Raw genomic sequence first — 24,945 nt, forward strand, 5'->3', positions numbered from 1 at the left:
GCACCGTTAGACTGAGGCCTCGTGAGCCGTATCCCGAATGTCCTTGCCAACCGTTACGCCAGCCCGGAGCTTGCAGCTCTGTGGTCTCCCGAGCACAAGATTGTGCTCGAACGACAGTTGTGGGTGGCGGTGTTGCGGGCACAGGCTGAGCTGGGCATCGACATTCCGGCCGACGCTATTGCCGATTACGAGCGAGTCATCGACAACGTCGATCTTGCGTCCATCGCGGATCGTGAGCGCGTCACCCGCCACGACGTGAAGGCACGTATCGAGGAGTTCAACGCTCTTGCCGGTCACGAGCAGGTTCACAAGGGCATGACCAGCCGCGACCTCACCGAGAACGTCGAGCAGTTGCAGATCGTCCGCTCACTCGAGCATGTCTACAGCCACGGCATCGCCGTCGCCGCCCGTCTGGGTGAGCGCGCTGCCGAGTACTCGTCCATCGTGATGGCCGGACGCTCGCACAACGTCGCAGCTCAGGCGACGACATTGGGCAAGCGTTTTGCTTCCGCAGCCGACGAACTGCTGGTCGGTTTGACCCGGCTCCGTGAGCTGATCGACCGTTACCCGCTGCGCGGAATCAAGGGCCCGATGGGCACCGCTCAGGACATGCTCGACCTTCTGGACGGTGATGCGGCGAAGCTCGAGCAGCTCGAGACTAAGGTTGCCGAGCACCTCGGGTTCACCAACGTTCTCACCAGCGTCGGCCAGATCTACCCGCGCTCGCTCGATCACGACGTCATCTCCGCGCTCGTTCAGGTGGGCGCAGCGCCGTCGTCGTTCGCTCACACCATCCGTTTGATGGCCGGCCACGAACTGGTGACTGAAGGCTTCCAGCCGGGCCAGGTCGGCAGCTCCGCGATGCCGCACAAGATGAACACCCGCTCGTGCGAGCGCGTCAACGGCCTACAGGTCATCCTGCGCGGCTACGGGTCCATGGCTGCCGAGATGGCGGGCGCTCAGTGGAACGAAGGCGACGTCTTCTGCTCCGTCATTCGCCGAGTCGCATTGCCTGACGCATTCTTTGCCATCGACGGCATGTTCGAGACGTTCCTGACCGTGCTCGCCGAAATGGGCGCGTACCCGGCCGTCATCGAGAAGGAACTGACCCGCTACCTGCCGTTCCTCGCAACGACGCGCGTGCTCATGGCAGCAGTTCGCGCCGGTGTCGGACGTGAGACCGCGCACGAAGCCATCAAGGAAAATGCTGTCGCCGTGGCACTCGCGATGCGTGAAGAGGGCAAGGAACCCGATCTGCTCGATCGCCTGGCTGCGGACGACCGTCTTCCCCTGGATCGCGCTGCCCTCGACGAGGCACTCGCGGACAAGGCGGCCTTCATCGGTGCTGCGTCGGCTCAGGTCGACGCCGTAGTGGCCGAGGTACAGAAGCTTGTCGACGCCAATCCTGAAGCTGCGGCATACGCGCCGTCGCCGATTCTGTAGGGGCTACCCCCCGTGCGCCTTTCTGGTAGTGGCCACTGCCGAAAAGGCGCACAGGGTCGAAGACCATGAACTGCATCTTCTGCTCCATCATCGCCGGCGAAGCCGAGGCAAGTGTTGTCTACGACGACGCGAATGTACTTGCCTTCATGGATATTCGGCCGTTCACGTCGGGGCATCTGCTGGTGGTGCCGAAGCGTCATGCCAGCGGATTGTCGACCCTCGATTTCGACGAAGGTGCCAGGATATTTGCAGTCGCGCAAAAGATCGCCACAGCGATGCGTACCGGACATCTGCCCGTCGACGGGGTGAACCTGCATCTCTCTGACGGAGCCGTTGCAGGGCAGGAAGTTTTCCATGTTCATCTGCACGTCATTCCGCGCAATCGGGGCGACGGTTTCGGGCTTCGTGCAATTCCGCGCACACCCACCAGGTCAGTTCTCGACAGTACGGCTGCTGTCATCCGAGACGCCCTGATCCAGTAGTTCACCCGACGTGGGTGCTTCGGGGACTTTGGTTATCGAGCTACCGTGGGGCCGACTGCTGGTGGTATCGCCGTTGATGCACATCATGGTTCTCGTATTTCCGCTTCTACGGTCCGCTGGAACCCTATTTCGATCGAAGTCGGAAACTGGGAGATATCACTCTGGTCCGGTGAGGCCGAAATATACCGCGGTTATCGAACGTAAACGGGCAATCCGGCAAATCGGTGTAACTGTGCGTCTGTCATCATCGAGATCGATAACGTGGTTTAAATACCACCGAGCTGGAGGATGATCGCGTGATTACAGTTCTCATCGCCGACGATCAGCAGGTTGTCCGTCAAGGGTTCGAGCTTTTCCTCACCGATCACCCTCGCATCGAGGTCGTCGGCCATGCGGCATCGGGATTCGAAGCACTTCAGCAAGTCCGATTGCTTCAACCGGACGTGGTTCTCATGGATATCCGCATGCCGCACGGTGACGGGCTGACTGCGACTTTCGAGGTTCTGAAGGAATTCCCGAAAACTCGCATTATCGTCGTAACGACGTTCGACCTCGACGAGTACGTTTTTGGTGCGCTCGACCTAGGCGCGGTCGGGTTCCTGCTCAAAGACACCGACCCGGACGATTTGGTGGACGCGGTCATTGCCGCTGCAGACGGTGGCTCGGTATTGTCGCCGAAGCTCACCCGCAGAATGGTCGCCGAATTCGCGCGTCGTAAACCGTCTGCCCCAGCCGAATTTCCCGACCACGGATTGAGCGTTCGGGAAATGGAAGTGGTCCAGCTACTTTCGAATGGGTTGGGTAACGGTGAGGTGGCCGACGCGATGAAACTCGAACTGAGCACGGTGAAATCGCATATCGGCAATATCTGCCGGAAACTCGATGTCCGCACGCGGGTGCAGATTGTCATCTGGGCGTATCGGAACAATATGGTGAGAGATTCACGGGTTCGATAAGAGCACGTGGTGTCCGGCTCCGCGAAGCGGCGACGAACACCACGTGAGAGTGCACTTATCCGAGCAGCTTTGCCTTCAGCGTTGCGATAGTCGACCGACTGAGTCCGAGGCCCTCGGTCAGGTAGCGATCGATGGTTCCGTACGAGGATTCCACTTGATCGAGTCCGGCTTCGATGTAACCGGCCTCGACTCCGAGGAGAGGCTCCATATTGGTTGCCACTGCCGGACCAGCCACGCTGGAGATGTACGCGAGTGTTGCCTTGATGCTTTCGGTCGAGTACTCGTTGGTCAGCATGTAATCACTCATGATCGTGGCGCGGTCGACGCCGGCGATGCTCAGAAGCAACATCGAGGCCCAGCCGGTGCGGTCCTTACCGGCGGTGCAGTGAAAGACCTGTGGCCCATCGGTTTCCGCGAGCGACGTGAGCAGTTGAGTGAATCCGGCCCGTTCTGCGGTGCCCGTGACAAACGCGCGGTTTGCATCCTGCATCAACGACCGGGCTTCTTCGGGCGACTTGATCTGGAATGCCATCTGGTAGATGTCGCCGGCCAGGACCGGGATGTTCTCGTAAGCGACCCCGGCAGGCAGAACATCCGGCTTGTCGGCGATTTCGGCTGCGGTGCGCAGGTCGTAGACCTTGGTCAATCCGAGTGACTCCAAGGCAGCCATGTCGGCGCCCTTCGGTGTGATGGCATTGGCTCGGTAGAAAACACCCTTGTTGACGTGTTGGCCGAAGGAGCCCGAGTACCCGGATCCGGTCCCGGCGACGTCGCGGAAGTTGTCGATACCCACCAGGCGCGGAGCATCGGCAACCTGCTGTGAGCTGCCGAAATCCAAAGAGCCGAAGTCGAGCGAGCCGACGGGCGGCTGGGGAGCAGCCTGAGCAAGTGCAGCGCCGCCGATCAGGAGAGTGCTCGAGATCGCCAGTGCTGCGACGGCACGGACGCCGGTGTTGCGTGAAGTTCGTGACATGTGAAAGTCCTTCGTGGAGAGGGAATCTGAATTCGCGAGAGGCTCTGAATCGAGTGTGGACCCGCGAAACCCGCAAATTTGATGGGCCTCCCACCCAATGGGAGATCTGCTTCGGCGGGATTGTCTGCAAACTGGCAGTTCATCAACTGTGACGGCGGCCTCTCGCGCACCGGGCCTGGCTAGCTGCATTATCCGGTTAAGCAGGGCAGACGGCTCCCCGGACGGAGAGTCTCTGTACCCGTCCTGGCTACCAGGGTTCTGTACGAACTGCGAACGCCCGATAGGGTGATAAGCGTGCGTCCTACACTTGATTCCTACACTCATCTGGCCGGTGGCAAGGTCCGTGACCTTTACACGATCGACGACGAGCACTTGCTGCTGGTCGCGAGTGATCGGATCTCAGCCTACGATCACGTGCTCAGCACGCCGATTCCGGACAAAGGCCGCGTCCTCACCGCGATGAGCGTGTTCTTCTTCAACGTCCTCGGCGGCAACAATCACCTCGCAGGTGAGCCGGACGACGACCGCATCCCCGAAGAGGTTCTCGGGCGTGCGCTTGTTGTGCGCTCGCTCGACATGATTCCCGTCGAATGTGTGGTCCGAGGATTCCTCACGGGTTCCGGTCTGGTCGATTACCAGAAGACCGGCGCGGTGTGCGGCGTCAACCTTCCGGAGGGCCTCGTGGAAGCGTCACGCTTGCCCGATCCGATCTTCACCCCGGCGTCCAAGGCTGCTCTCGGAGATCACGACGAGAACATCAGCTTTGATCAGGTAGTGGAGAAGGTCGGTCAGACGCTCGCGATTCAGCTTCGTGAGGACACCCTCGACGTGTATGCGCGAGCATCCAATTTTGCCGCTGATCGCGGAATCATCCTCGCCGACACCAAGCTCGAGTTCGGTCTCGACGGGGGCGGCAATCTCGTGCTGGCCGACGAGGTGCTGACACCTGATTCCTCGCGGTACTGGCCACTCGAAGGCTACGAGCCTGGCAAGGTTCAGCCGAGCTTCGACAAGCAGTTCGTTCGCGACTGGCTGACCGGCCCCGAATCCGGATGGGATCGGGCGTCCGATACCCCACCGCCGGCTTTGCCCCAGGAGATTGTCGACGCGACCCGTGCGCGCTACATCGAAGCGTACGAACGTATTTCCGGATTGTCCTTCGCAGATTGGGTCGGTCCCAGCGCATGAGCCTCGTCCCGCCGGTCGCGAAGAAGGTTCCCACCGAACGCACCCATCACGGACACACGTTCGTCGACGAGTACGAGTGGCTGCGGGACAAGGACAACGCCGAGGTAGTGGCGTATCTCGAAGCCGAGAATGCGTATACCGAAGAGCAGACGGCGCATCTGGAGCCGTTGCGCGAGAAGATCTTCCAGGAGATCAAATCGCGCACCCAGGAAACGGATATGTCGGTACCCACCCGGATGGGTAAGTGGTGGTACTACGCCCGTAGCGTCGAAGGTAAGTCGTACAACGTTCACTGCCGTTGCCCGATCGCCGACGACGGTGACTGGACGCCGCCCAACTTGACCCCCGGGGTTGAACTGGACGGCGAACAGATCCTCATGGACGGCAACCTCGAGGCAGAAGGGCACGACTTCTTCTCTCTCGGCGCGTTTTCCATCAGCGAGGACGGCACCCTGCTGGCGTACTCCGTGGACGTCGTCGGTGACGAGCGGTACACGCTGCGGTTCAAGAACCTCGAGACCGGGGAAATCCTCGGTGACGAGATTCCCGACACCGCTCCCGGCGCAACCTGGGCACTTGATCACAGCCATGTCTTCTACATGACTGTCGACGAATCCTGGCGTCCGGACACCGTGTGGCGCCACAAGCTGGGAACGCCGCAGAGCCAAGATGTTTCGGTGTTCCACGAACCGGATGAGCGGTACTGGGTGTCGGTCGGTTCGACGCGCAGCGAGAAGTACCTGGTGATCTGGGTCGGTTCCAAGGTGACCAGCGAGGGCTGGATCCTCGAATCGGCCAACCCGGAAGGTGACTTCCGTGTGATCATTCCGCGTCGTGAAGGCGTCGAATACGGCGCGGAGCATGCCGTGATCGGGGGAGAAGACCGCTTCCTCATCCTCCACAACGACGTAGTGGACGGTGTGAAGGCCGAGAACTTCGTGTTGGTGGAGGCTCCGGTATCGGATCCGACGAACATGACGACGTTGATCGCGCACAGCGACGACGTGCGGCTGGAAGAAGCCGAGGCTTTTGCCGGCCACATCGTGCTGAGTTACCGCCGCGAGGCGTTGACCCGAGTTGCCGTGTGGCCGTTGACAGCCGACGGCTACGGCGAGCGTCACGAGATCGATTTCGACGAAGAGCTCTTCAGTATCGGAATGGGATCGAATCCGGAATGGGCGCAGCCCACCATCCGGTTGGGCTTCACGTCTTTCATCACTCCCGGTCAGGTGTACGACTACTACGTCGCCAGTGGTGAACTGGCGCTGCGGAAGTCGCAGCCCGTGCTCGGCGATTTCGACGCGAAGAACTACGTGCAGCGACGCGATTGGGCAGTGGCCGAGGACGGTACCCGCATTCCGCTCTCGATCGTTCGCAAGGCCGGCGCCCCCGAAGGTCCGGCGCCGTTGCTGTTGTACGGCTACGGTTCCTACGAGGCCAGCATCGACCCGTCGTTCTCGGTTGCGCGGTTGTCGCTACTCGATCGCGGTGTTGTGTTTGTTGTCGCGCATGTACGCGGCGGCGGTGAGATGGGCCGGCATTGGTACGAGAACGGCAAGACTCTCACCAAGAAGAACACGTTTACCGACTTCGTCTCCTGTGCACGGCATTTGATCGATACCGGCGTCACCGCCGCCGATCGTATGATTGCCGACGGTGGTAGCGCGGGTGGCCTACTCATGGGTGCTGTAGCCAACCTCGCACCGGAACTCTTTGCCGGCATTCTTGCGAATGTGCCGTTTGTGGATCCGCTGACGTCCATCCTCGACCCGTCGCTGCCGCTGACGGTCATCGAGTGGGACGAGTGGGGAAATCCCTTGCACAACAAGGCCGTCTACGAGTACATGCACTCGTACAGTCCATACGAGAACGTGGAAGCCAAGGACTACCCGGCGATTCTGGCGATCACCAGTATCAACGACACCCGAGTGCTGTACGTCGAACCGGCAAAGTGGGTCGCGAAACTGCGTGCCACCAAGACCGGCGACGCTCCACTACTTCTCAAGACCGAGATGAGCGCAGGACACGGTGGTGTCAGCGGTCGTTACGAGAAGTGGAAGGAAGTTGCCTTCGAGTTCGCGTGGGTCCTCGACACTGTCGGGGCGGCGAACTAGCTTCTGCGGTAACGGACCTGGGGGCGCCCAGCACGTCCGTATTCGGTTTCCCGGGTGAGCAGACCGTCGTCTGCCAGTTTTTCGAGGTAGCGCCACGCTGTCACCCGGGATACGCCGACGGAAGCGGCAACTTCTGCTGCGGTGAGCGGAGTGTCGGTATCCCGAACGCACGCCGATACGAGTCCGAGCGTCTGGGAGGCAAAGCCCTTCGCCGACGCGGCCCGATCGTCGGAGGTGCGTAGTGCGGCCATCGCGCGATCGATGTCGTATTGACTCGCTGCGGATTCGCCGGCGGGCAGCGCTGCGCGGTACTCCACATACCGTTCGAGCTTGTCGCGGAATGCCGCAAACGTGAACGGTTTGAGCAGGTAGAGAACAATTCCGCGGGCAACGGCGGTTCGCACCACATCGAGGTCGCGAGCGGAGGTCACCGCAATGATGTCGGGGCTCGGACGCAACCCACCGAGCGCCGATGCAACATCGAGTCCGCTTGCGTCCGGTAGGCCGATGTCGAGGAGCACCAGATCGATGGACTCACCGGCGGCGTGCGCTTCCGTGACCGCTCGCAGAGTGGCCTGACCGCTGTGAACCACACCGTGCACGACAAACCCCGGCACTCGCTCCACATAGGATCGGTGCGCCTGCGCGATCAGTGGTTCGTCGTCCACCACGAGTACCCGGATCACTGCTGTGCCTGCCGTAGCGGGATGCGCACGACCAGCATGGAACCCAGCCCAGGTTCGCTCACGAAGGTGCCGCCGTGGCGTTTCACGATCTGCGAAACCAACGCGAGGCCGATGCCGCGGGATCCGGATTTGGTGGAATATCCACGCTCCTTGGCCCTTTCGAGGGCATCGGGCGTCATGCCTGGCCCACTGTCGGCCACCGCAACCACCATTGTCGAATCCTCTTCCATGACCGTCACTTCCACCCACGGCTGCTCGCTGGTCCGCGAGGCGTCAATGGCATTGTCCACCAGATTGCCGACCAGTGTGACCAACTCACGGGACGTGAGCGGCGTGAGAGCACCGAGTGCGGTGTCCTCGGTGACGGTCAATTCCACTCCGCGTTCGGTCGCCTCACTGAGTTTTCCGAGCAACAGAGCGGCCAGAGCCGGTTCCTGAACGGCATTGACGAGACGATCGATCAACTGCTGAGACAGCCGTAATTCGTTGGTGGCAAAGGAAACCGCCTCGTCGTATTTTCCGAGCTCCACCATCGTGATGATGGTGTGCAGGCGGTTGGCGCTCTCGTGGGCCTGCGAGCGCAGCGATTCTGCAAAATCGCGAACCGAATCGAGTTCGCCGAGAACATTCTGCAATTCGGTGTGATCGCGAATAGTCAGAACCGTGCCAATTCGCTTGCCCTCCCACTCAACCGGGTGCTGATTGACCACGAGTATTCGTTGATCGGTGAGGTGGACCTGATCAGTGGCCGAACTTGCGTCGACATCCCGCAACGTGGCCGGAATCGAGGACAGATCGACTCGGCCTTCCGGTAGATCGAGAAAGCGACGCGCTTCGTCGTTGACTATGTCCACCTGAGCCGTCCCGCCCCGTCCCCGACCGATGACCACCAGTCCCTCACCGATGCTGTGGAGAACGGCGTCGTGATGCTCGTACATCGTGAGCAGTTCGTCGGGTGCCAGACCCAGGGTCTGACGTCTGATTCGCCTACTTACCAACAACGAACTCAAAACAGCTGCAATCAATCCCGCGGCAGCAATTGTCAGGATGGTCGGAATGCTCTGGGCGAATTGCTTGCTGATCTCCTCTCGGGTGACGCCGACAGCCACCAAACCGACAAGCGTCCTACTCGCGTCGTAGACCGGTGTGACCGCGCGAATCGACGGGCCCAACGAACCTGCGTACGTCTCGGTGAACGTCTCACCTGCCAGCGCCCGGTCGATGTTGCCGGTGAACAATTCGCCGATCAGTTCGGGACTGGTATGGGTGTACCGGGTGCGATCGGGCGCCATCACCACGATGAAGTCGACGCCGGTGGCCATGCGAATTTTCTCGGTCTGCGGTTGCAGAATCGCGGTCGGGTCGTCGCTGGAGAGCGCCTGCGCGGTGGAGTCCGTCAAGGCCAGTGTCTCGGCGATCGAGCTCACCTGCCGACTAATGGCGTCGTCGCTGTCACCTCGCTCGTCCACTACGGCCAGTGCCGCTCCCGCGCCGATGACCAGCGACAACAGCGCAAGCTGCAGCAGCAGGATCTGCCGGGCGACGCTCATGCGTCGGCGACTGCGTCGTTGGACCATCGGTTACTCCTGAACGTTATGAACACAAACTTCACGCCTTACACATTTCCAACAAGAATTCTCCACGAACTCGAGTGATCCCCATCACTTCACTGATTTCCATCAAAGGACATCCCCATGAGCGTCACGGCAACAGGGACAGTAAACGATTCACCCCAGCCGAAGGGCACTCCGGCGAAGCGCGACAAGACGCATTGGCTCTACATGAGCGTCATCGTCGCCGTCATCGGAGGCATTCTCGTCGGTTGGCTCGCGCCCGAATTCGGCAAGTCGGTCGCCGTGTTGGGCACATTGTTCGTCAGCTTGATCAAGATGATGATCAGCCCGGTCATCTTCTGCACCATTGTGCTCGGCATCGGCTCGGTGCGCGCAGCAGCCAAGGTGGGCAAGGTCGGCGGACTGGCGCTCGCCTACTTCATCGGGATGTCCACTGTTGCCCTGGCGATCGGCCTGGGTGTCGGTAATCTCCTCAACCCGGGCAGCGGCCTGAACATCGAGCCGAACCCGGCGTCCGTCGAGAAGCTCACCACGGCAGCGCACAGTGCCGGTGGAACGTGGGACTTCGTCGCGTCGATCATCCCGACGTCGTTGCTGTCGTCCCTGACCGCGGGCAGCGTGCTGCAGACACTGTTTGTCGCCCTGCTCGTCGGCTTCGCGATCCAGTCGCTCGGCAAGTCCGGTGAACCGATCCTCAAGGGCATCGGTCACCTGCAGAAGCTGGTCTTCAAGATCCTGACCATGATCCTGTGGCTCGCCCCGATCGGTGCCTTCGGTGCCATCGCCGGCGTGGTCGGCCAGACCGGACTGAACGCAGTGGTCCAGCTCGGAACACTGATGATCGGCTTCTACCTGACCTGCTTGATCTTCATCTTCGGTGTCCTCGGCACCCTGCTGCGCGCCGTCACCGGATTCAACATCTTCAAGCTGGTCAAGTACTTGGCCCGCGAATACCTGCTCATCTTCGCGACGTCGTCCTCCGAGTCGGCACTCCCGCGTTTGATCGCCAAGATGGAGCACGTGGGCGTCGAACGCTCCACTGTCGGCATCGTCGTCCCGACCGGCTACTCCTTCAACCTCGACGGCACCGCGATCTACCTGACCATGGCCTCCATCTTCATCGCCGACGCGATGGGTCAGCCACTCGCGTTCGGTGAGCAGCTCTCGCTGCTGGTGTTCATGATCATCGCGTCGAAGGGCGCAGCCGGAGTCAGTGGCGCCGGACTCGCGACCCTCGCAGGCGGCCTGCAAAGTCACCGTCCCGAACTACTCGACGGGGTCGGCCTGATTGTCGGTATCGACCGCTTCATGTCCGAGGCTCGCGCTCTCACCAACTTCTCGGGCAACGCAGTCGCCACCCTGCTCGTCGGCTCCTGGACGAAGACCATCGACAAGGAACGCGTCGTCGATGTTCTGGACGGCAAGATTCCGTTCAACGAGGCGACCATGCTGGAAGACGAGGACGAAGCCGAACAGCACAAACTGGAAACCGCGCCAACTGGTACCCAGCAGTCCTTCGTGAGCCACCACTAGAGGTTTGACCCCTCCGCTGGAGCGGAACCCGTACTTCAGATCAGTGATCCTGGTCGGAGAATGACGAACGAGACCGTTGCACTCACCGTGCGGCGGTCTCGTTCCTCGTTCGTGGCAGGCTTTCCGTCATATCAAACGCATTCCTGACACCGGTGGGTGCTGAAATCGCGATGCCGGAGCGGAGCACGGCTCATTCCGACAGGCCGCCGTCCAGAATCGAACGTTTCCGACCGGCGCTAATGGTGCGAGACGGCCTGACCTACCGTGGGGCCATGTGCCTTCACCTCGACGCAACCGCCGCGCTGTCGATCGCGGGCTGGGTTCGCGAAGAACCTACTCGATCGGCCTCTGCCCCAGTTCCGCAACCGCTGGTCGGCGCTTGTGATCAACTCATCGTGTGGGTGAGTTCGTTCTCCGTGCTTGCCAGTTCCGACGACCAGGTGTGGTTTCTCTCGGCGGAGAACTATGCCGGTGGGGTCGGCATCAGCGATGAGGCGTTTCCCTGGGATGCGTTCCGGCACGAGGGTCTGGCGGTTGCTTCCGGGCCGGCTGAGCGCGCGGCGATCAACGCCTTCTGGTCCACTCACCTCCCGGTCCTGCTGTCGGTACGCAATGGGTACGAGTACCTGGCGATCGCACCGGACGGTCAGGTTGTCCGTGGGGGAGAGCCGGAGTTCGAGGAGGTCACCATCGTCGCCGCTGATTTCGACGCTCTGCTTCGGGGTGTAGCCGCAGGCGTCAGCACGGCAGACCCCCTCGCCGATGCACTGCTTGGAACAGTGGGTACTGCCCGGCCGGGCAGTGACCGGTAGCTCTGAGGGAGGCTGAGTTGATTGCTCGACTGTGTTCCTATCGAAGCCGCTGTGTCCGTCAACCGATCTTTTCTCGGACACTGATCGGTGAGAGAAGCCCGAACGGTAGTCCTCCACCCCTACGGAAGGGTTTGGAGGACAATGTTTTTGAGGGGTGGCCTGCACTGATGACGCGTGCGCTGTCGGGAAGGTCAGCTGCCGAAGAACGAGTTCAGAGAGCCAAGGGATCCGGTGACGGGTGGTTCGCCCCAGTTCGGTCCGGGGATGACGTAGACGGTGAAGTAGCCATAACTGCCGCTGGAGGAAGTGGCGACGTCGCATTTCACGACCGTGAGCTCGGTGGGAAACTTTGTCCCGGAGGGATAGTCACAGGCGCCGAATTCCACTCCGGTGGGCATACTGGGAGTGGCCCATGTTACGTAGGCCCCGTCGTACGACCATCCGGCATCCATAACGTCCACAGTGATGTCGGCAGGCACTAGAGCTGAGCCGGTCAGGTTCAGGTCGGTCAGGTTCGCGCCGGTTAGGTTCGCGCCGGTTAGGTTCGCGCGGGTCAGGTTCGCTTCGGTGAGGTTCGCGCCGGTCAGGGTTGCGTTGGCCAGGTTCGCGTCAGCCATGTAGGCGCCGTGCAGGTCAGTGCCGGTGAGGTCAGTGTCGGTGAGGTTCGCTTCGGTCAGGAACGCCCAGGACAGGTCCACGCCGGACAGGTCTACGCCGGACAGGTCCGCCCCATCACAATGGCTTCTGGCGGCCTCGTAGGGTTGGGGGTTGGCGATGTAATTTGCGCACCGACTGGCAAGGAATTCGGCGGCGGTTTCTGCTGACGCAGGTCCGACCGCGGTACCGAACGTCATGGAAGCGGCAAGCGTGATCCCGCCGACTAGGGCGGCGAGGCGGGCGCTACCAAGGCGAGTCCACCCAGAGCGAGAATCAAGAGTCGTCATCTATTTGGCCTTCACAATTTGGTCCCCGCACCGTGCGGCATGGCACCAGAAAGTAACCACTTCGCGAACATAACGGACATTTGGGCATCAAACACCCCGAAGCGGTGGCCCCTTTAGGTCACTCTTCGGCAATGGACTTACGTGGCCGGAAGTGCCCTGGTCGACATGTCGTACTGGATCACCGGCGTCGGATCGTTCGGTGGGCTCACCGTTCTGGACGACCTCGATCGAATTCTCGGAGCATCGACGTAGCGGTGGGCGAGATAGTCGCTAAGTTGGACATCATGACAACTCCAGTACAGAACATCGTGATCAACACACTCGGCGGTGTACCCACCTCGCTGGGCGAATACGGTGGCCGGGCCGTGCTCGTGGTCAACGTCGCGTCCAAGTGCGGTCTCACCCCGCAGTACGCGACGCTCGAGAAGCTGGCGAGTGAGTACGCAGATCGCGGCCTGACCGTGATCGGTATCCCATGCAACCAGTTCATGGGCCAAGAACCCGGCACCGCCGAAGAGATCGAATCCTTCTGCTCCACCACTTACGGAGTCACGTTCCCGATGATGGAGAAGATCGAGGTCAACGGCGAGAACCGTCACCCGCTGTACGCAGAACTCACCAAGACTCCCGATGCAGACGGCGAAGCCGGCGACATTCAGTGGAACTTCGAAAAGTTCCTCATCGCGCCGGACGGAACCGTCGTCAACCGTTTCCGTCCGCGCACCGAGCCGGACGCTCCCGAGGTCATTGCCGCAATCGAAGCGGTTCTGCCGCACAACTGACCACCACCTGCCGCCGGATGATCATCCGGCGGCAGTGTGTTGTTCACCCGGAGCTGCCACCATCAGAGGTATGTCTGCTGAACTGATCGTGTCAGTGTCCGGAATCAGAGACGAGACATGTTATCTCGCTGCGGGATTCGCAGACGAGATGGATGCAAGGGGAGTGCGGCTTTCCCTCCTCGTGGCACCCAGGCTCAAAGACAAATACCGACTCGCCGACGACGCCGTTACCGCGGCCTGGTTGCGTGAACGCCGCGAGCACGGGGATGCCGTCGTATTGCACGGCTACGATCAGGCGGCGACCAAGCGTCGACGCGCGGAGTTCGCGACGCTGTCCAGGCATGAGGCAAAACTCCGTCTGCTGGCAGCAGATCGAGTGTTGGAGCAGGCAGGATTGCGCACCAGAGTGTTCGCTCCGCCCCGCTGGGTGGCCTCCACCGGAGCGATGTCGGTGTTGCCGGAGGCCGGATTTCGCTCGATGGCCGGACTCGGCGCCGTGCACGACCTTGCGCGAGGAACATCGCAGCGTGGTCGTGTGCTCGGAATCGGTGAGGGTTTCAAAGTCGAACCGTGGTGGTGCCGGGCCCTGATCCTCGGGGCCGGCCGCAGCGCAAAGCGCGGCGGCCTTGTCCGACTGTCGATTTCGGCCAAGCAGTTGGGGAACGAAGGGCCGCGTCGGGCGATGCTCGACGCGATCGACCTTGCGCTCTTCCATGAAGCGACATCGAATGTGTACCGGTGGAACTCATCGGCGTCGGAACTGGGCGCAGCGTAGATTGCCTTCATGGCAACTATTGAGTAGCTGGATTGGTCAGTTGAGTTCTCGGCCGCGCGCCGGAATGTACGTTCAATACCTTTTATGTGATCAGCGACGGTATTTTCGGGCTCTCAACAATTTGCGGGCAAAGTGGACAATCATCCTCGGGGGTGTGGTCGACGCCTCGGTTCGGTGCTACGGTGCTTCCAGTTAATTTACCGCTAGTAGATCGGGCTGGGATACAACCATGCGCGCACGAGTGTTCTCGAAGTCGACTAATCGACGTATTGTCGCGGCAGTGGGCGCACTCGCCTGCGCGGCACTGGTACCCACTGTGGCAACTGCGGCACCGGTCGACCTGGGTTCGCTGTCCACTGGCAGCCTGGATGGCGGATCGAGCGAATCGGGCCAGGGCGCCCTCGTTGCAACCGTCGATGATCAGGGCTCGTCCTTGACGTTGCGGTTGGACAAGGTAGATCTGCGCGGCAAGGATTTTCGTATGGCCGTGCAGAAATCCGGTGGCGCCCTTGTTGATTCGGAGTTGCCTGCACCACGTTCGTATCTCGGAAGCGTCGACGGTCATCCAGACGCAGTTGTTGCCGCCATCGTCGACTCCACCGGAACCCTTCGTGGACAGGTGATCTTCGATCGAGGCGCCTCTATCGATTTTGTCGGCTCGTCGGTAGTGGGCCGTACCTCCGCGCCGACCGACGCGGCCCCCACATGGCCAACCGCTGCTATCGCGCCCGCGTCGGCTGCATCAGTGGGAAAAACCATGAAGCAGTTCGACATCGGATTGGATCTGAGCGGGGAGTGGTACTCCGCGCACGGCAACGGCAGTCCTGCAGTTGCATTGGATCGCGTCGAGGAATCCATCGCGCGAACTGCAGTGATCTGGATGAGGGACGTGGGAATTCGGCCGGTCGTCGGTCAAGTCGTGCTGCGGGCCGATGCAGCCAGTGATCCGTACAAGACCTCCTGCGAAAACTTCGATGCTCTCGAGAGCGAGTGGTCCGACAAAGTCGGCACCACCGTCGATCAGGCGACAGTCGTGTGCAAGTCCGGTGGCGGAAACGCCTACTACTCCAAGTTCCTCACCGATCACAGCTACGCGCACGTCGGCGCGGAAGGCGACGGTAACTTCTCCCGGGTACTCCGTCACGAACTGGGACACAATTTTTACGCCGATGACTACCACGGAGGTAGCGCGGAGGGCCGCACGATCATGAACGGCAATGATCTGGCCCGCTTCGACGGAACAGAATTTGCTGCCATCGTCGATGCCGCCGAGGTCGCGTCAGCTCGACTCGATGACCTGGGCCGGTACACCGCGACCGCGTTGCCGCCCTACGCAGCACTCGACACCGCAGAAGTTCGATCCGGTGCTACGGCCACGATCGACGCAGTCGCGAATGATCATGACAGCAACGGAGATTCGATCTCCGTGACCGGTGTCGAGGCAACGTCACTGCTCGGTGGCACCGTGAAGCTCGAAAACGGCAAGGTGGTGTTCAAAGCCGGAACGAAGACGGGCACCGACAAGATTCTCTACACCCTTACCGACGCGAATGGTGGGACAAGCACCGGCTGGATCATCGTCAAGGTGAAGGCATAGAAGAAACTCGCCTCGGAAAACTCCAGCTACGCAATCTCGACGTCGGACTCCTCGTCGAGCACCCGGAACTCGGTGCCGGCGGGGGCCATGTCGGAGTAACGACCGTAGAAGATGCCCGATGCCTCCTCGCGGAGTATGCCCTGATGAATAGGCACCGCGACACGAGGAGCTACCGCTCGGAGATAGTCGACGGCTTCCCAGATCTTCAACCACGGCGCAGCGGCAGGCAAAGCAAGAACATCAACGGACTGCTCGGGCACGACCAACGAGTCACCCGGGTGCATGAACTGTGCCGGATTGACGGCATCGCCGAGTAGGAAAGCAGTGTTGTCGATCATCGGCAGATCGGGATGAATGATCGCGTGCTCGCCGCCTGCGCCGGTCACCTGAACCTCACCGATGCTGAAGTGCTCACCCGCGCGAACGGCATTCCACCGGCCACCGAGCTTGGCCGCAGTTTGCGGATCGCTGTACAAAGCCGCGTCGGGATTCGCGTCGACGAGAGCGGGCAGACGCTCTGGATCCGCGTGATCCGGGTGCTGATGCGTTACGAGAATGGCGTCGAGGCCGGTCACGCCCTCGAAACCGTGCGAGAAATTGCCCGGATCGAAGAGGATTTTCGAACCGTTCAATTCGACAAGTACACAGGAATGGCCAAAATGTGTCAGTCGCATGATTTCGAGTATGCCTTTTACAGGTGGTGGGCGTCACCCCAGCTCTCACTCGATGCGAAGGTTCCAGACTGCGCCCGGTAAACTCGTCGATACCCGGTGTTTCACTCTGGGTTCGCGCACTAGTACCGAGGAGCAGCACGTGGCCCGTGTCGTCGTCGAAGTCATGCCCAAGGCCGAGATTCTCGACCCCCAGGGACAGGCCATTGTCGGGGCACTGTCTCGCCTGGGCTTTGCAGGAGTATCCGATGTCCGTCAGGGCAAGCGGTTCGAGTTGGAAATCGACGGCAGCGTCGAAGATGCCGAGCTCGAGAAGATCGCCGAAGGCCTACTGGCCAACACGGTGATCGAGGATTGGACCGTCAGGCGAGTCGAGGCATGAGCGCACGAATCGGAGTCATCACCTTCCCGGGCACACTCGACGACGTCGACGCAGCTCGCGCGGTGAACTTGGCCGGCGGTGAAGCTGTGGCACTGTGGCACGGCGACGCCGACCTCAAGGGCGTCGACGCAGTCATCGTCCCCGGTGGATTCTCCTACGGCGATTACCTTCGCTGTGGTGCGATCGCACGGTTCGCTCCGGCCATGGGCAAGGTTGTCGAAGCAGCCAAGGGCGGCATGCCCGTCCTCGGCATCTGCAACGGCTTCCAGATCCTCTGCGAAGCTGGTTTGCTCCCCGGAGCCCTCACCCGCAACCAGGGTCTGCACTTCATCTGCCGCGACGAGTGGCTGACCGTCGAAGCCACCAACACGGCCTGGTCTTCACGTTACGAGGCCGGCGCGCAGATCCTCATCCCCCTCAAGTCGGGTGAAGGTCGCTTCCAGGCATCCGAGAACGTTCTCGACGAACTCGAAGGCGAAGGCCGCGTCGTATTCCGTTACTCGGAAGAGAACCCCAACGGCTCACAGCGTCGTATTGCGGGTATTTCCTCCGCCAACGGTCGCGTCGTCGGACTCATGCCGCACCCCGAGCACGCCACCGAGGCTCTTACCGGCCCCAGCGACGACGGACTCGGCTTGTTCTACTCGGCATTGGATTCCATCGTCAACGCCTGATACATCTTTTCGGCAGCGCCCGCCCACCAGTTCACCTGGTTGGCGGGCGCTGTTTTTCATGTGTCTGATGCGAGTTGCCCGGGCAGTGCAAGTTCGAGGATGGTGCCGCCGAGCGGATTCGGCCGAGCCGTCAACGAGCCGCCGTGGGCGCGTGCGAGACTCCGCGCAATGGTAAGCCCCAATCCGGAACCGTCGGAACTCTCGCCGCGATGAAACCTGTCGAACACAGACTCGAGTTGATCCTCCGAGATGCCCTCACCGGTGTCGCTGACAGCTACCGAAACGTGGTCGGGCGATTCTGTGACGGCTACGGCGACGCTTCCCCCGCCTGGCGTGTGCCGCAATGCATTCTCGAGAAGGTTGGACAGAATTTGTTCGATCCGCTGGCGATCGACGCGAACTCTCACCGGGTGCGCAGGTGTTGCCGTAGACAGCGTCACGGCGCGTTCCTCGAACCGTGGTGCGACCGCAGTTGTTGTGCTGCAGACGATATCGCTGAGGTCGTCGGCTGCGAGAATGAGATCCAGGGCGTGCTCGTCGGCCGCCGAAACATCGGAGAGATCATGAGCGAGCCGTCGCAGTCGTTCCAGTTGATCGCGCATCACTGCCCATGACGTGCCATCGGCCTCGAGCACACCATCCTCGAGGCCGTCCACGTAAGCTGCCAAAGTTGATACCGGAGTGCGTAATTCGTGGGCCAGATCCGCCAACAGGCGCTTACGGACGCGATCGGAATGATCCAGTCGCTCGGCCATGTCGGAGAATGCGCCTTCCAGGCGCGTGAAATCCGAGTCGACATCCGATTGCTCGATGTGGACGTCGTACTTGCCTTCGGCGACGCTCTGCGCCGCGACCGCGAGTCGACTGATAGGTGCGGTAATCCGCCGAACGACGTACACCGCAGCGATACTCGCGCCGACGAGTGCAACCGCTATGCCACTCAACAGTGCCACGAATATTGTTTGGCTGAAGGCTTCTTCGGTGTGCAGGCGGACGTTGTCGTCTTCGATCCCGGCCATCGCGAGGTGATTGTGGAACAGAGGAGCCGCAATTGCGACAGCGACCGCAGCGATCGTCACGCAACACACCAGTAGAACGACAATCTGAGCGACCAGCAACCTGCCGCGCAGGCCGAGGCGGTTCATGACGACCTCAATGCATAACCCATACCGCGCACGGTCCGGATGAAACGGGGATCTGCTGCGTCGTCGCCGAGTTTGCGTCGGAGCGCGCGGATGTGGACGTCGACGATGTGCTGATCGCCGAACCACGAGGAACCCCAGACTGCCGTGATGATGTCGCTTCGGCTCAGGGCGGCGTCGGGTCTTGTCGCCAGGGCAGTGAGAAGTTCGAACTCGGTGGGGGTGAGTTCTACGGGCGCTCCGTCGACGCGCACGGTCCGCGCGATGAGGTCGATATCGAGGCCGTCCGGCGTCGGCAACGGTTCGGACATCAGGCTCGACGCCCGGGGTCTACGCAGAAGCGCTTTGACGCGCGCGACAAGTTCGCGCGGTCCGAAGGGTTTGACCACGTAGTCGTCCGCACCGGCTGCGAGTCCCGCGACCTTGTCGGACTCGTCGCCGCGGGCCGACAACATCAGAATGTAGGCATCGGAGAAACTGCGGATTCGTCGGCAGACTTCCATGCCGTCGAATCCGGGAAGCATCAGATCCAGAACGACAAGCGAAGGTTCGAAATCATGGGCAGCCGCGACGGCGGTCGGACCGTCATGCGCGATGCGAACGTGAAAACCTTCGCGTGCAAGGTAATTGGCTACCACCTTGGCGAGTGCCGGTTCGTCCTCGACCACCAGGACGCGGTCGGCTCCCTCGGCGCGTGAGTGTCCGGATTCGGAGTTCATGTTGTCAGGTTAGCCCAGCAGCGAGGCGATATCGGCGCCTTCCGGTGGACTGTGAAGATTCGATGAAGGTGCTCCGTTTCGATCGCTTATCACGGGCTTCGGCGCACTCTCGCCGGTAGGGTGGTGGACGCACGCTTCGAAGATTTCAATTTCGAAGCCGTTGCACAGTAATAAGTTTCGTGTGAAGTCGGATTTTCAGGAGTGTTGTCGTGGTGTTCTCTCTCAAGAGTGGTTATGTGAAGTTTGTTCCCGTCTTGGCAGCAGGTGCGTTGGTGATCGCCGGTTGTTCGGACGGCGGTGATTCGGCGCCCACAACTGCAGCGGAGACATCGATATCCGCCACCCAGACTGCGGTCCCGCAGGGAGTTAACGCAGCGGACATCGAGTTCTTGGAGGGGATGTACCCGCACCACGCCCAGGCGCTCGACATGGCAAAAATGGTTGAGGGGCGGACGGATAACGCTGAACTGATCGCGCTGGCAGCGCAGATCGAAGCTGCTCAGGACCCGGAAATGCAGCAAATGTCGGAAATGCTGACACAGTGGGGGCGCCCCGACCCGGCGTCCAACCCCACAGGCGGCATGGACCATTCCGGTCACGGAGTAGGAATGGCGGACATGCCGGGCATGATGTCGGATGACGACATGGCCGAGATGATGGATGCCCAGGGTGTCGAGTTCGACAAGATGTGGCTGACCATGATGATCGAACATCACACCGGCGCGATCACCATGTCGCAGACCGAACTCGACTCCGGGTTGGATCCAACTGCCGAGAAGCTGGCAGAAGAGATCATCGCTGCTCAGCAGGCCGAGATTGTGCAGATGCAAGCGATGCTGGCCGCCTTGTAGCGGTGCCCGCGATTGTCGAGGTGTTGATTCGGGCATTCGTTCAGGACATGGACGAGTCCATGATCACCGGTGAGTTGAAAACGGTGCGGCGCACAATCGGTGATCAGGTGGTTGCGGGCACTGTGGCCTGCGCATGTTCTCGAGCGCCATGCGGTCGGTAATCAGAATCCCCGCTCGCGCAGCATGTTCCGTGGCAATCGACCCTACCAACGGGATTGCCAGCCCCAGCGCGTGCGGACACGCAATCACCAGCACGGTGATGGTGCGGGTCGGAATCCGTGGCTGAGGTGATTTCAGGTAGCGATCACTGGTTGGGTGAAGGCTCGACGGTGCTGCATGTATTGAGGGACAACGTCGTGATGGGGCGTTGGCCCAGGCCGATGTCGGTATCGCCAGTGGCGCCGGCACTGACGTGGCGATCGCGTCGGCGGGAGTTGTTCTGGCCAGCGATGATCCGCGAGCGGTAGCCTCGGTTATCGAGCTGTCGCACGCAACCTACCGGAAAATGGTTCAGAACTTGTGGTGGGCAGCGGGTTACAACGCGATTTCGGTTCCCTTGGCTGCGGGTGTGCTGGCGCCTGCCGGGTTTGTGCTGCCCATGGAAGTGGGGGCAATCCTGATGTCGGTATCGACCGTGGTGGTTGCGGTCAACGCTCAATTGCTTCGACGGTTGGATCTGCGGCAACCACCCGTCCCCGCGGGGGAGTCGAAAGTCCTCACGCCGCAGCTTTGAATGGATCGTGTTCCGCGATCAGTTTGTCGAGCCTGGCTTCATCCATACGAACCCGGACGGTGGAGGCTTCCTGCTGATCGCGAATCACCTTTGCCAAGGTGAATGTGCTGGTCACCAGAAACAGTAGAGACATGCCGAGGAATCCGCGCTGCCAGGCGTCGATCGGTAGGTAGGCGATGCCCACGAGGGTGCCTACGAAGCTCACGGCAAACGCTATTCCGGCCTGTGCAAAAAATGCGGCGGTGCTCTTCGAGGGTGTTGTCGGTGTGCTCATGACAATAAGTCTGCAGGTCCGAGCGCCTTGGCTGGATGCGTAGTCCTACTCGAGTTCTCACGGTACTTACCCGGCAGGTACCGGGCATAGTTGTATACATACCAACCGGTACTTTGTTGTATGTAGATAGTTCACTACAAAAGAAGTTTTCGGGCGAATGTAACAAAACACTTGCCGTTTCTTTACAGATCTGGGTAACCTGTAACGGTAAGCCTGGTGGACAGGCTGAATGTCTACGGCATCCGATGGCGTATGGATGACCGTTGTGACAAGACCGTTATTGCGAAATCGGTGGAGGTAGCATCATGGAAGGCGTTCCCATGTCTCGTCAGGCAATCAGTCTCGGCAGCTTGAATGGGTTGTCCGACAATGACAATCGGCAATACGGCGGCGGGGGTTTAGCAGATCGCCTTGGTGTCCTGTTCCAATCGGCGGCCGAATCGGGGACGGTACTCACTCGTGGGCACCTTGCGGCAGTGTTGTCCTGCTCGGATGCTCAGTGGGAGATGGCTGGTGGAGTGCTGACCGATGGTCGCGAACTCCTGGGGCAAGACCCCCGGAAGATCGTCCTGGAATGGTTGGGCGAGATGGGTGGCAGCAACGAGGTCGAGGTATCGGACGTCTGGGCGCTGCGATTCATGCGTGTCGCGGAGGGGTTGTCCAGTGAGTCACTTGCACTGTTGGTGCAGGCGTGTGCTCACTTGGCGCAGTCGGAACGCAGCGAGAACCACACTGCAGTTTAGGTAGTAGCAGCTAGACCGGTTGGGCCGTGAGTTCGTCGACAAGTGCCTGTACATGGGCCTTGATCTTGTCCCGGATAGGTCGGACGGCGTCGATGCCCGCTCCAGCCGGATCATCGAGAACCCAGTCTCGGTAGCTTGTACCCGGGAAGACCGGGCAAGTATCACCGCAACCCATCGTGATGACAACGTCCGAATTCTGCACTGCATCGGCGGTGAGAATCTTCGGAGTTTGGTCGGAGATATCGATACCTAGCTCCGCCATCGCTTCGACCGCAGCGGAATTGACGCTCTCGGCCGGCGCGGATCCGGCTGAGCGAACCTCGATGGCATCGGCGGCGAAATGATTCAGGAATCCGGCCGCCATCTGTGACCGGCCGGCATTGTGGACGCACACGAACAGAACGCTGGGCTTGTCGGACATGAGTTTCGGGTTCCTTTCACGAAGCAACTCTAGGACGATGCGTTTGTAGAGTCGGCAGATTCGAGTGAAATATCCTGGGTGGCAAAGCGTTTACGTAGAGCGAGTGAGACGTAGACCAAGCCGACCAGCACCGGTACCTCGATCAGTGGGCCGACAACACCGGCGAGTGCTTGGCCGGACGTGGCGCCGTACGTGGCGATGGCAACGGCGATTGCCAATTCGAAGTTGTTGCCGGCTGCGGTGAACGCGAGTGTTGTGGTGCGTTTGTATCCCAATCCCATTGTGGCACCGAGGATGTAGCCTCCGCCCCACATCAGAGCGAAGTAAGCCAGCAGGGGAAGCGCTATGCGGACGACGTCCCACGGCTGCGAAGTGATCTGCTCGCCTTGCAGCGAAAACAGGACAACGATAGTGAACAGCAGACCGTAGAGCGCCCACGGGCTGATCTTGGGAATGAACGTGTTGTCGTACCAGTCTCGGCCTTTCGACCGCTCACCGAAAAAGCGGGACAGGAAGCCGGCGAGCAACGGGATGCCGAGAAAGATCAGCACGGATTTGGCGATCTGCCACGGTGACGTATCGATCGTTGTCTGCTCGAGGCCGAGCCACCCGGGCAGAACCGAGAGGTAGAACCAGCCGAGCACGGCGAACATGACTACCTGGAACACCGAGTTGATGGCTACCAATACCGCGGCGGCTTCGCGGTCTCCGCAGGCCAGGTCGTTCCAGATGATGACCATTGCGATACAGCGGGCCAGACCGACGATGATCAGACCCGTCCGGTATTCGGGGAGGTCGGGCAGGAAAAGCCAGGCAAGGGCGAACATCAGTGCCGGTCCGAGGATCCAGTTCAGGAACAGCGATCCGGCAAGGAGTTTCTTGTCGCCGGTGACGGTGTCGAGGCGGTCGTATCGGACTTTCGCGAGTACGGGATACATCATGATCAGCAAGCCCAGCGCGATCGGCAGCGAGATACCGTCGATCTGCACCTTTTCGATTGCTGTGTTCAAGCCTGGAACCCAACGGCCCAGGAGCAGTCCGGCAACCATCGCGACACCGATCCACGCCGGAAGAAATCGGTCGAGAGTGGAGAGTTTGCCGACAACGGCTGGATTCTTGGTTGTGGCAGCGTTGCTCATGCCGTGACCTCGGCGCATTCGTCTGCGGCGGATCCTTCGACCAGGAGAACCGCTGAAAGCTGTCGTAGTGCAGCAGGAACAACCCAGTAGTACACCCAGGTGCCACGTCGTTCGCAGTCGAGCAGTCCGGCCTGGCGCAGCACCTTGAGGTGATGCGAGATTGTCGGCTGAGACAGATCGAACGTGTCGGAAATGTCGCAGACGCAGGCTTCTCCACCCTTGTGGCTGGCCACCAGGCTCAACAGGCGCAGTCGCACGGGGTCGCCGAGTGCCTTGAACATCCGGGCCAAGTCACCGGCCCAGTCCTCGGTCAACGGTTCGCGGACAAGTGGGGTGCAGCACGCGTCGGATTCCGGCACGTCTTGATTCGACATTCGTCAATATTGACAGATGTCGAAATAGGGCGCAATTCGGCGATGGCCGAACCGTCGCTCGAAGACCTCAGGCGGACTCGGCCGCTGATCTCCGTTCGAGAAGAACGGTGTCGCGCCAGATGCCGTCGAGTTGGGCGATCTTCTCGCGGATGCCGACGGTGCGGAACCCGGCGGAGTGATGCAGTGAGATCGAAGCGCGGTTTTCGGGGAAGATCGAGGTCTGCAAGGTCCAGAAGCCGTCATCGTCGGCGGACATAACCTGCTTGCGTAGCAGTGCTTTTCCGACGCCTCGGCCACGCATCCCGTCGGCTACATAGACGGAATTCTCGGCAACCCCGCGGTAGCAGTCTCTCCCGGAGGCTTGGCTCAGAGTCGCCCATCCCACGACGAGATCGTCGATGGTCGCGACCCAGCGGTGTTTTGGCAGCCACTGCACATCGAGTTGCTCGCGGGTAGGAACCTCGACGGCGAAGGTGGCGTTGCGGGTGTCGATCCCTTCGCCGTAGATCCGTAGGACCGCGTCCCAGTCTTTGTCGGCCATCGCCCGCACGGTGACGTCGTCGGGCAGATCGGTCGGGCAGCAGGGCCGCGGCGCGAGAACTCCCATGACGATGTCGGCCGGCTGCGGCAAGGCAACGCAGCACGTCGGACTCATCGCAACAACGGTGCTGGTTCCATCCTTGCGCAGATCTACGAATCCCACGTCGGCGAGCTTGCGTAGATGGTGGGAAACGGTTGGTTGTCCGATTCCCAGAGCTTCTGCGAGTGCGCCGACGGTAATCCCGCCGGAAGCGCTCGCGACCCGGTGCAGGAGTCGGACCCGCATCGGCTCGGCCAGGCAAGCGAACCACTGTGCATACGTGTCGGCGTCACTCTGTTCGATCAGGTTCGAACCGATCTGGCCCTGAGCCGAATCGCCGATGCGAACGGCCGGAGTCTGCAGCGATGTCATATTCACACTAT

The 24,945-nt window shown here is 61.0% G+C and carries 26 protein-coding genes and 1 pseudogene; 15 read left to right on the forward strand and 12 right to left on the reverse strand.

What is annotated here, in order from left to right; genetic code table 11:
- Positions 1 to 21: 21 nt before the first annotated feature.
- From purB to C7T36_RS26160, 3 genes are all read left to right on the forward strand, one after another.
- Positions 22 to 1,443: an adenylosuccinate lyase gene (gene purB, locus C7T36_RS26150; RefSeq protein WP_033233920.1), complete on the forward strand. Its 1,422-nt coding sequence runs from the start codon at positions 22 to 24 to the stop codon at positions 1,441 to 1,443.
- Positions 1,444 to 1,508: 65 nt separating this feature from the next.
- A complete protein-coding gene (locus C7T36_RS26155) occupies positions 1,509 to 1,925 on the forward strand; it encodes an HIT family protein (protein ID WP_033233921.1) in 417 nt (138 codons plus the stop codon).
- 296 nt (positions 1,926 to 2,221) lie between these two features.
- Complete coding sequence (locus tag C7T36_RS26160) at positions 2,222 to 2,881, forward strand: response regulator transcription factor (protein ID WP_045068762.1); 660 nt, start codon at positions 2,222 to 2,224, stop codon at positions 2,879 to 2,881.
- A 55-nt stretch (positions 2,882 to 2,936) separates the two neighbouring features.
- Here C7T36_RS26160 and C7T36_RS26165 read toward each other — a convergent pair whose 3' ends face one another.
- On the reverse strand, positions 2,937 to 3,854 hold the full coding sequence (locus C7T36_RS26165; protein WP_045068764.1) for a tyrosine-protein phosphatase: 918 nt from the start codon (positions 3,852 to 3,854) through the stop codon (positions 2,937 to 2,939).
- A 294-nt stretch (positions 3,855 to 4,148) separates the two neighbouring features.
- On the opposite strand from C7T36_RS26165, the gene C7T36_RS26170 reads away from it, so the two are divergent.
- Together C7T36_RS26170 and C7T36_RS26175 are read left to right on the forward strand one after the other, a co-directional pair.
- Positions 4,149 to 5,042, forward strand: coding sequence for a phosphoribosylaminoimidazolesuccinocarboxamide synthase (locus C7T36_RS26170; RefSeq protein WP_045068766.1), 894 nt, complete (start codon positions 4,149 to 4,151; stop codon positions 5,040 to 5,042).
- Positions 5,039 to 7,156 carry a S9 family peptidase gene (locus C7T36_RS26175; RefSeq protein ID WP_045068768.1) on the forward strand — a complete coding sequence of 706 codons (2,118 nt, stop codon included), beginning with the start codon at positions 5,039 to 5,041 and terminating at the stop codon, positions 7,154 to 7,156. The genes C7T36_RS26170 and C7T36_RS26175 overlap by 4 nt, the downstream gene beginning before the upstream one ends.
- Here C7T36_RS26175 and C7T36_RS26180 read toward each other — a convergent pair.
- Positions 7,153 to 7,842 (reverse strand): response regulator, encoded by a 690-nt coding sequence (locus C7T36_RS26180; RefSeq protein WP_033233926.1) that lies wholly within the window; start codon positions 7,840 to 7,842, stop codon positions 7,153 to 7,155. The genes C7T36_RS26175 and C7T36_RS26180 overlap by 4 nt on opposite strands.
- Positions 7,839 to 9,419: a sensor histidine kinase gene (locus C7T36_RS26185; protein ID WP_045068771.1), complete on the reverse strand. Its 1,581-nt coding sequence runs from the start codon at positions 9,417 to 9,419 to the stop codon at positions 7,839 to 7,841. Before C7T36_RS26185 ends, C7T36_RS26180 begins: the two co-directional genes overlap by 4 nt.
- Before the next feature lie 117 nt (positions 9,420 to 9,536).
- Between C7T36_RS26185 and C7T36_RS26190 the strand changes: the two genes are divergently transcribed.
- Positions 9,537 to 10,949 (forward strand): cation:dicarboxylate symporter family transporter, encoded by a 1,413-nt coding sequence (locus C7T36_RS26190; protein WP_045068774.1) that lies wholly within the window; start codon positions 9,537 to 9,539, stop codon positions 10,947 to 10,949.
- Positions 10,950 to 11,221: 272 nt separating this feature from the next.
- Complete coding sequence (locus C7T36_RS26195; protein ID WP_239654765.1) at positions 11,222 to 11,761, forward strand: hypothetical protein; 540 nt, start codon at positions 11,222 to 11,224, stop codon at positions 11,759 to 11,761.
- Between the two features lie 191 nt (positions 11,762 to 11,952).
- Here the strand turns inward: C7T36_RS26195 and C7T36_RS26200 are convergent, their stop codons facing one another.
- Positions 11,953 to 12,615: a pentapeptide repeat-containing protein gene (locus tag C7T36_RS26200; RefSeq protein WP_052683583.1), complete on the reverse strand. Its 663-nt coding sequence runs from the start codon at positions 12,613 to 12,615 to the stop codon at positions 11,953 to 11,955.
- Between the two features lie 374 nt (positions 12,616 to 12,989).
- Between C7T36_RS26200 and C7T36_RS26205 the strand changes: the two genes are divergently transcribed.
- The 3 genes from C7T36_RS26205 to C7T36_RS26215 all read left to right on the forward strand — a co-directional run bounded on the left by C7T36_RS26205 (position 12,990) and on the right by C7T36_RS26215 (position 15,859).
- Positions 12,990 to 13,487, forward strand: coding sequence for a glutathione peroxidase (locus C7T36_RS26205; RefSeq protein WP_033234327.1), 498 nt, complete (start codon positions 12,990 to 12,992; stop codon positions 13,485 to 13,487).
- Positions 13,488 to 13,557: 70 nt separating this feature from the next.
- Positions 13,558 to 14,262, forward strand: coding sequence for a DUF2334 domain-containing protein (locus tag C7T36_RS26210; protein ID WP_033233929.1), 705 nt, complete (start codon positions 13,558 to 13,560; stop codon positions 14,260 to 14,262).
- Positions 14,263 to 14,491: 229 nt separating this feature from the next.
- A complete protein-coding gene (locus C7T36_RS26215; protein ID WP_045068775.1) occupies positions 14,492 to 15,859 on the forward strand; it encodes an Ig-like domain-containing protein in 1,368 nt (455 codons plus the stop codon).
- Between the two features lie 26 nt (positions 15,860 to 15,885).
- On the opposite strand, the gene C7T36_RS26220 is transcribed toward C7T36_RS26215, so the two are convergent.
- Complete coding sequence (locus C7T36_RS26220; RefSeq protein ID WP_033233931.1) at positions 15,886 to 16,533, reverse strand: MBL fold metallo-hydrolase; 648 nt, start codon at positions 16,531 to 16,533, stop codon at positions 15,886 to 15,888.
- A 139-nt stretch (positions 16,534 to 16,672) separates the two neighbouring features.
- Between C7T36_RS26220 and purS the strand changes: the two genes are divergently transcribed.
- A complete protein-coding gene (gene purS / locus C7T36_RS26225) occupies positions 16,673 to 16,912 on the forward strand; it encodes a phosphoribosylformylglycinamidine synthase subunit PurS (RefSeq protein ID WP_003945817.1) in 240 nt (79 codons plus the stop codon).
- Entirely contained in the window at positions 16,909 to 17,586 is a 678-nt protein-coding gene (gene purQ / locus C7T36_RS26230; RefSeq protein ID WP_033233932.1) for a phosphoribosylformylglycinamidine synthase subunit PurQ, read from the forward strand. The genes purS and purQ overlap by 4 nt, the downstream gene beginning before the upstream one ends.
- Before the next feature lie 56 nt (positions 17,587 to 17,642).
- Here purQ and C7T36_RS26235 read toward each other — a convergent pair whose 3' ends face one another.
- Together C7T36_RS26235 and C7T36_RS26240 are read right to left on the reverse strand one after the other, a co-directional pair.
- Positions 17,643 to 18,731 carry a cell wall metabolism sensor histidine kinase WalK gene (locus C7T36_RS26235; protein ID WP_045068779.1) on the reverse strand — a complete coding sequence of 363 codons (1,089 nt, stop codon included), beginning with the start codon at positions 18,729 to 18,731 and terminating at the stop codon, positions 17,643 to 17,645.
- Positions 18,728 to 19,447, reverse strand: coding sequence for a response regulator transcription factor (locus C7T36_RS26240; protein WP_033233934.1), 720 nt, complete (start codon positions 19,445 to 19,447; stop codon positions 18,728 to 18,730). Before C7T36_RS26240 ends, C7T36_RS26235 begins: the two co-directional genes overlap by 4 nt.
- A 212-nt stretch (positions 19,448 to 19,659) precedes the next feature.
- On the opposite strand from C7T36_RS26240, the gene C7T36_RS26245 reads away from it, so the two are divergent.
- Positions 19,660 to 20,298, forward strand: coding sequence for a DUF305 domain-containing protein (locus C7T36_RS26245; RefSeq protein ID WP_045069717.1), 639 nt, complete (start codon positions 19,660 to 19,662; stop codon positions 20,296 to 20,298).
- A gap of 364 nt (positions 20,299 to 20,662) precedes the next feature.
- A pseudogene (locus tag C7T36_RS26255) lies at positions 20,663 to 21,031 on the forward strand (heavy metal translocating P-type ATPase); the annotation flags it as partial.
- Here C7T36_RS26255 and C7T36_RS26260 read toward each other — a convergent pair.
- On the reverse strand, positions 21,015 to 21,305 hold the full coding sequence (locus tag C7T36_RS26260) for a YiaA/YiaB family inner membrane protein (RefSeq protein WP_033233936.1): 291 nt from the start codon (positions 21,303 to 21,305) through the stop codon (positions 21,015 to 21,017). The pseudogene C7T36_RS26255 and the gene C7T36_RS26260 overlap by 17 nt on opposite strands.
- Positions 21,306 to 21,625: 320 nt before the next feature.
- Between C7T36_RS26260 and C7T36_RS26265 the strand changes: the two genes are divergently transcribed.
- A complete protein-coding gene (locus C7T36_RS26265; RefSeq protein WP_146153469.1) occupies positions 21,626 to 22,048 on the forward strand; it encodes a hypothetical protein in 423 nt (140 codons plus the stop codon).
- A gap of 10 nt (positions 22,049 to 22,058) precedes the next feature.
- Here C7T36_RS26265 and C7T36_RS26270 read toward each other — a convergent pair whose 3' ends face one another.
- The 4 genes from C7T36_RS26270 to C7T36_RS26285 form a co-directional block, all read right to left on the reverse strand.
- Positions 22,059 to 22,469, reverse strand: a complete 411-nt coding sequence (locus C7T36_RS26270; protein ID WP_033233938.1) for an arsenate reductase ArsC — start codon at positions 22,467 to 22,469, stop codon at positions 22,059 to 22,061.
- Between the two features lie 29 nt (positions 22,470 to 22,498).
- Positions 22,499 to 23,608, reverse strand: a complete 1,110-nt coding sequence (gene arsB / locus C7T36_RS26275; RefSeq protein WP_033233939.1) for an ACR3 family arsenite efflux transporter — start codon at positions 23,606 to 23,608, stop codon at positions 22,499 to 22,501.
- Positions 23,605 to 23,982, reverse strand: coding sequence for a helix-turn-helix transcriptional regulator (locus C7T36_RS26280; protein ID WP_033233940.1), 378 nt, complete (start codon positions 23,980 to 23,982; stop codon positions 23,605 to 23,607). The genes arsB and C7T36_RS26280 overlap by 4 nt, the downstream gene beginning before the upstream one ends.
- Before the next feature lie 67 nt (positions 23,983 to 24,049).
- The gene (locus C7T36_RS26285; protein WP_033234329.1) at positions 24,050 to 24,934 is read right to left on the reverse strand and encodes a metalloregulator ArsR/SmtB family transcription factor; all 885 of its coding nucleotides are present in this window, start codon (positions 24,932 to 24,934) and stop codon (positions 24,050 to 24,052) included.
- Between the last annotated feature and the right edge of the window lie 11 nt (positions 24,935 to 24,945).

It is taken from the genome of Rhodococcus sp. AD45-ID, from assembly GCF_003023755.1.
GTDB lineage: Bacteria > Actinomycetota > Actinomycetes > Mycobacteriales > Mycobacteriaceae > Rhodococcus_F > Rhodococcus_F globerula.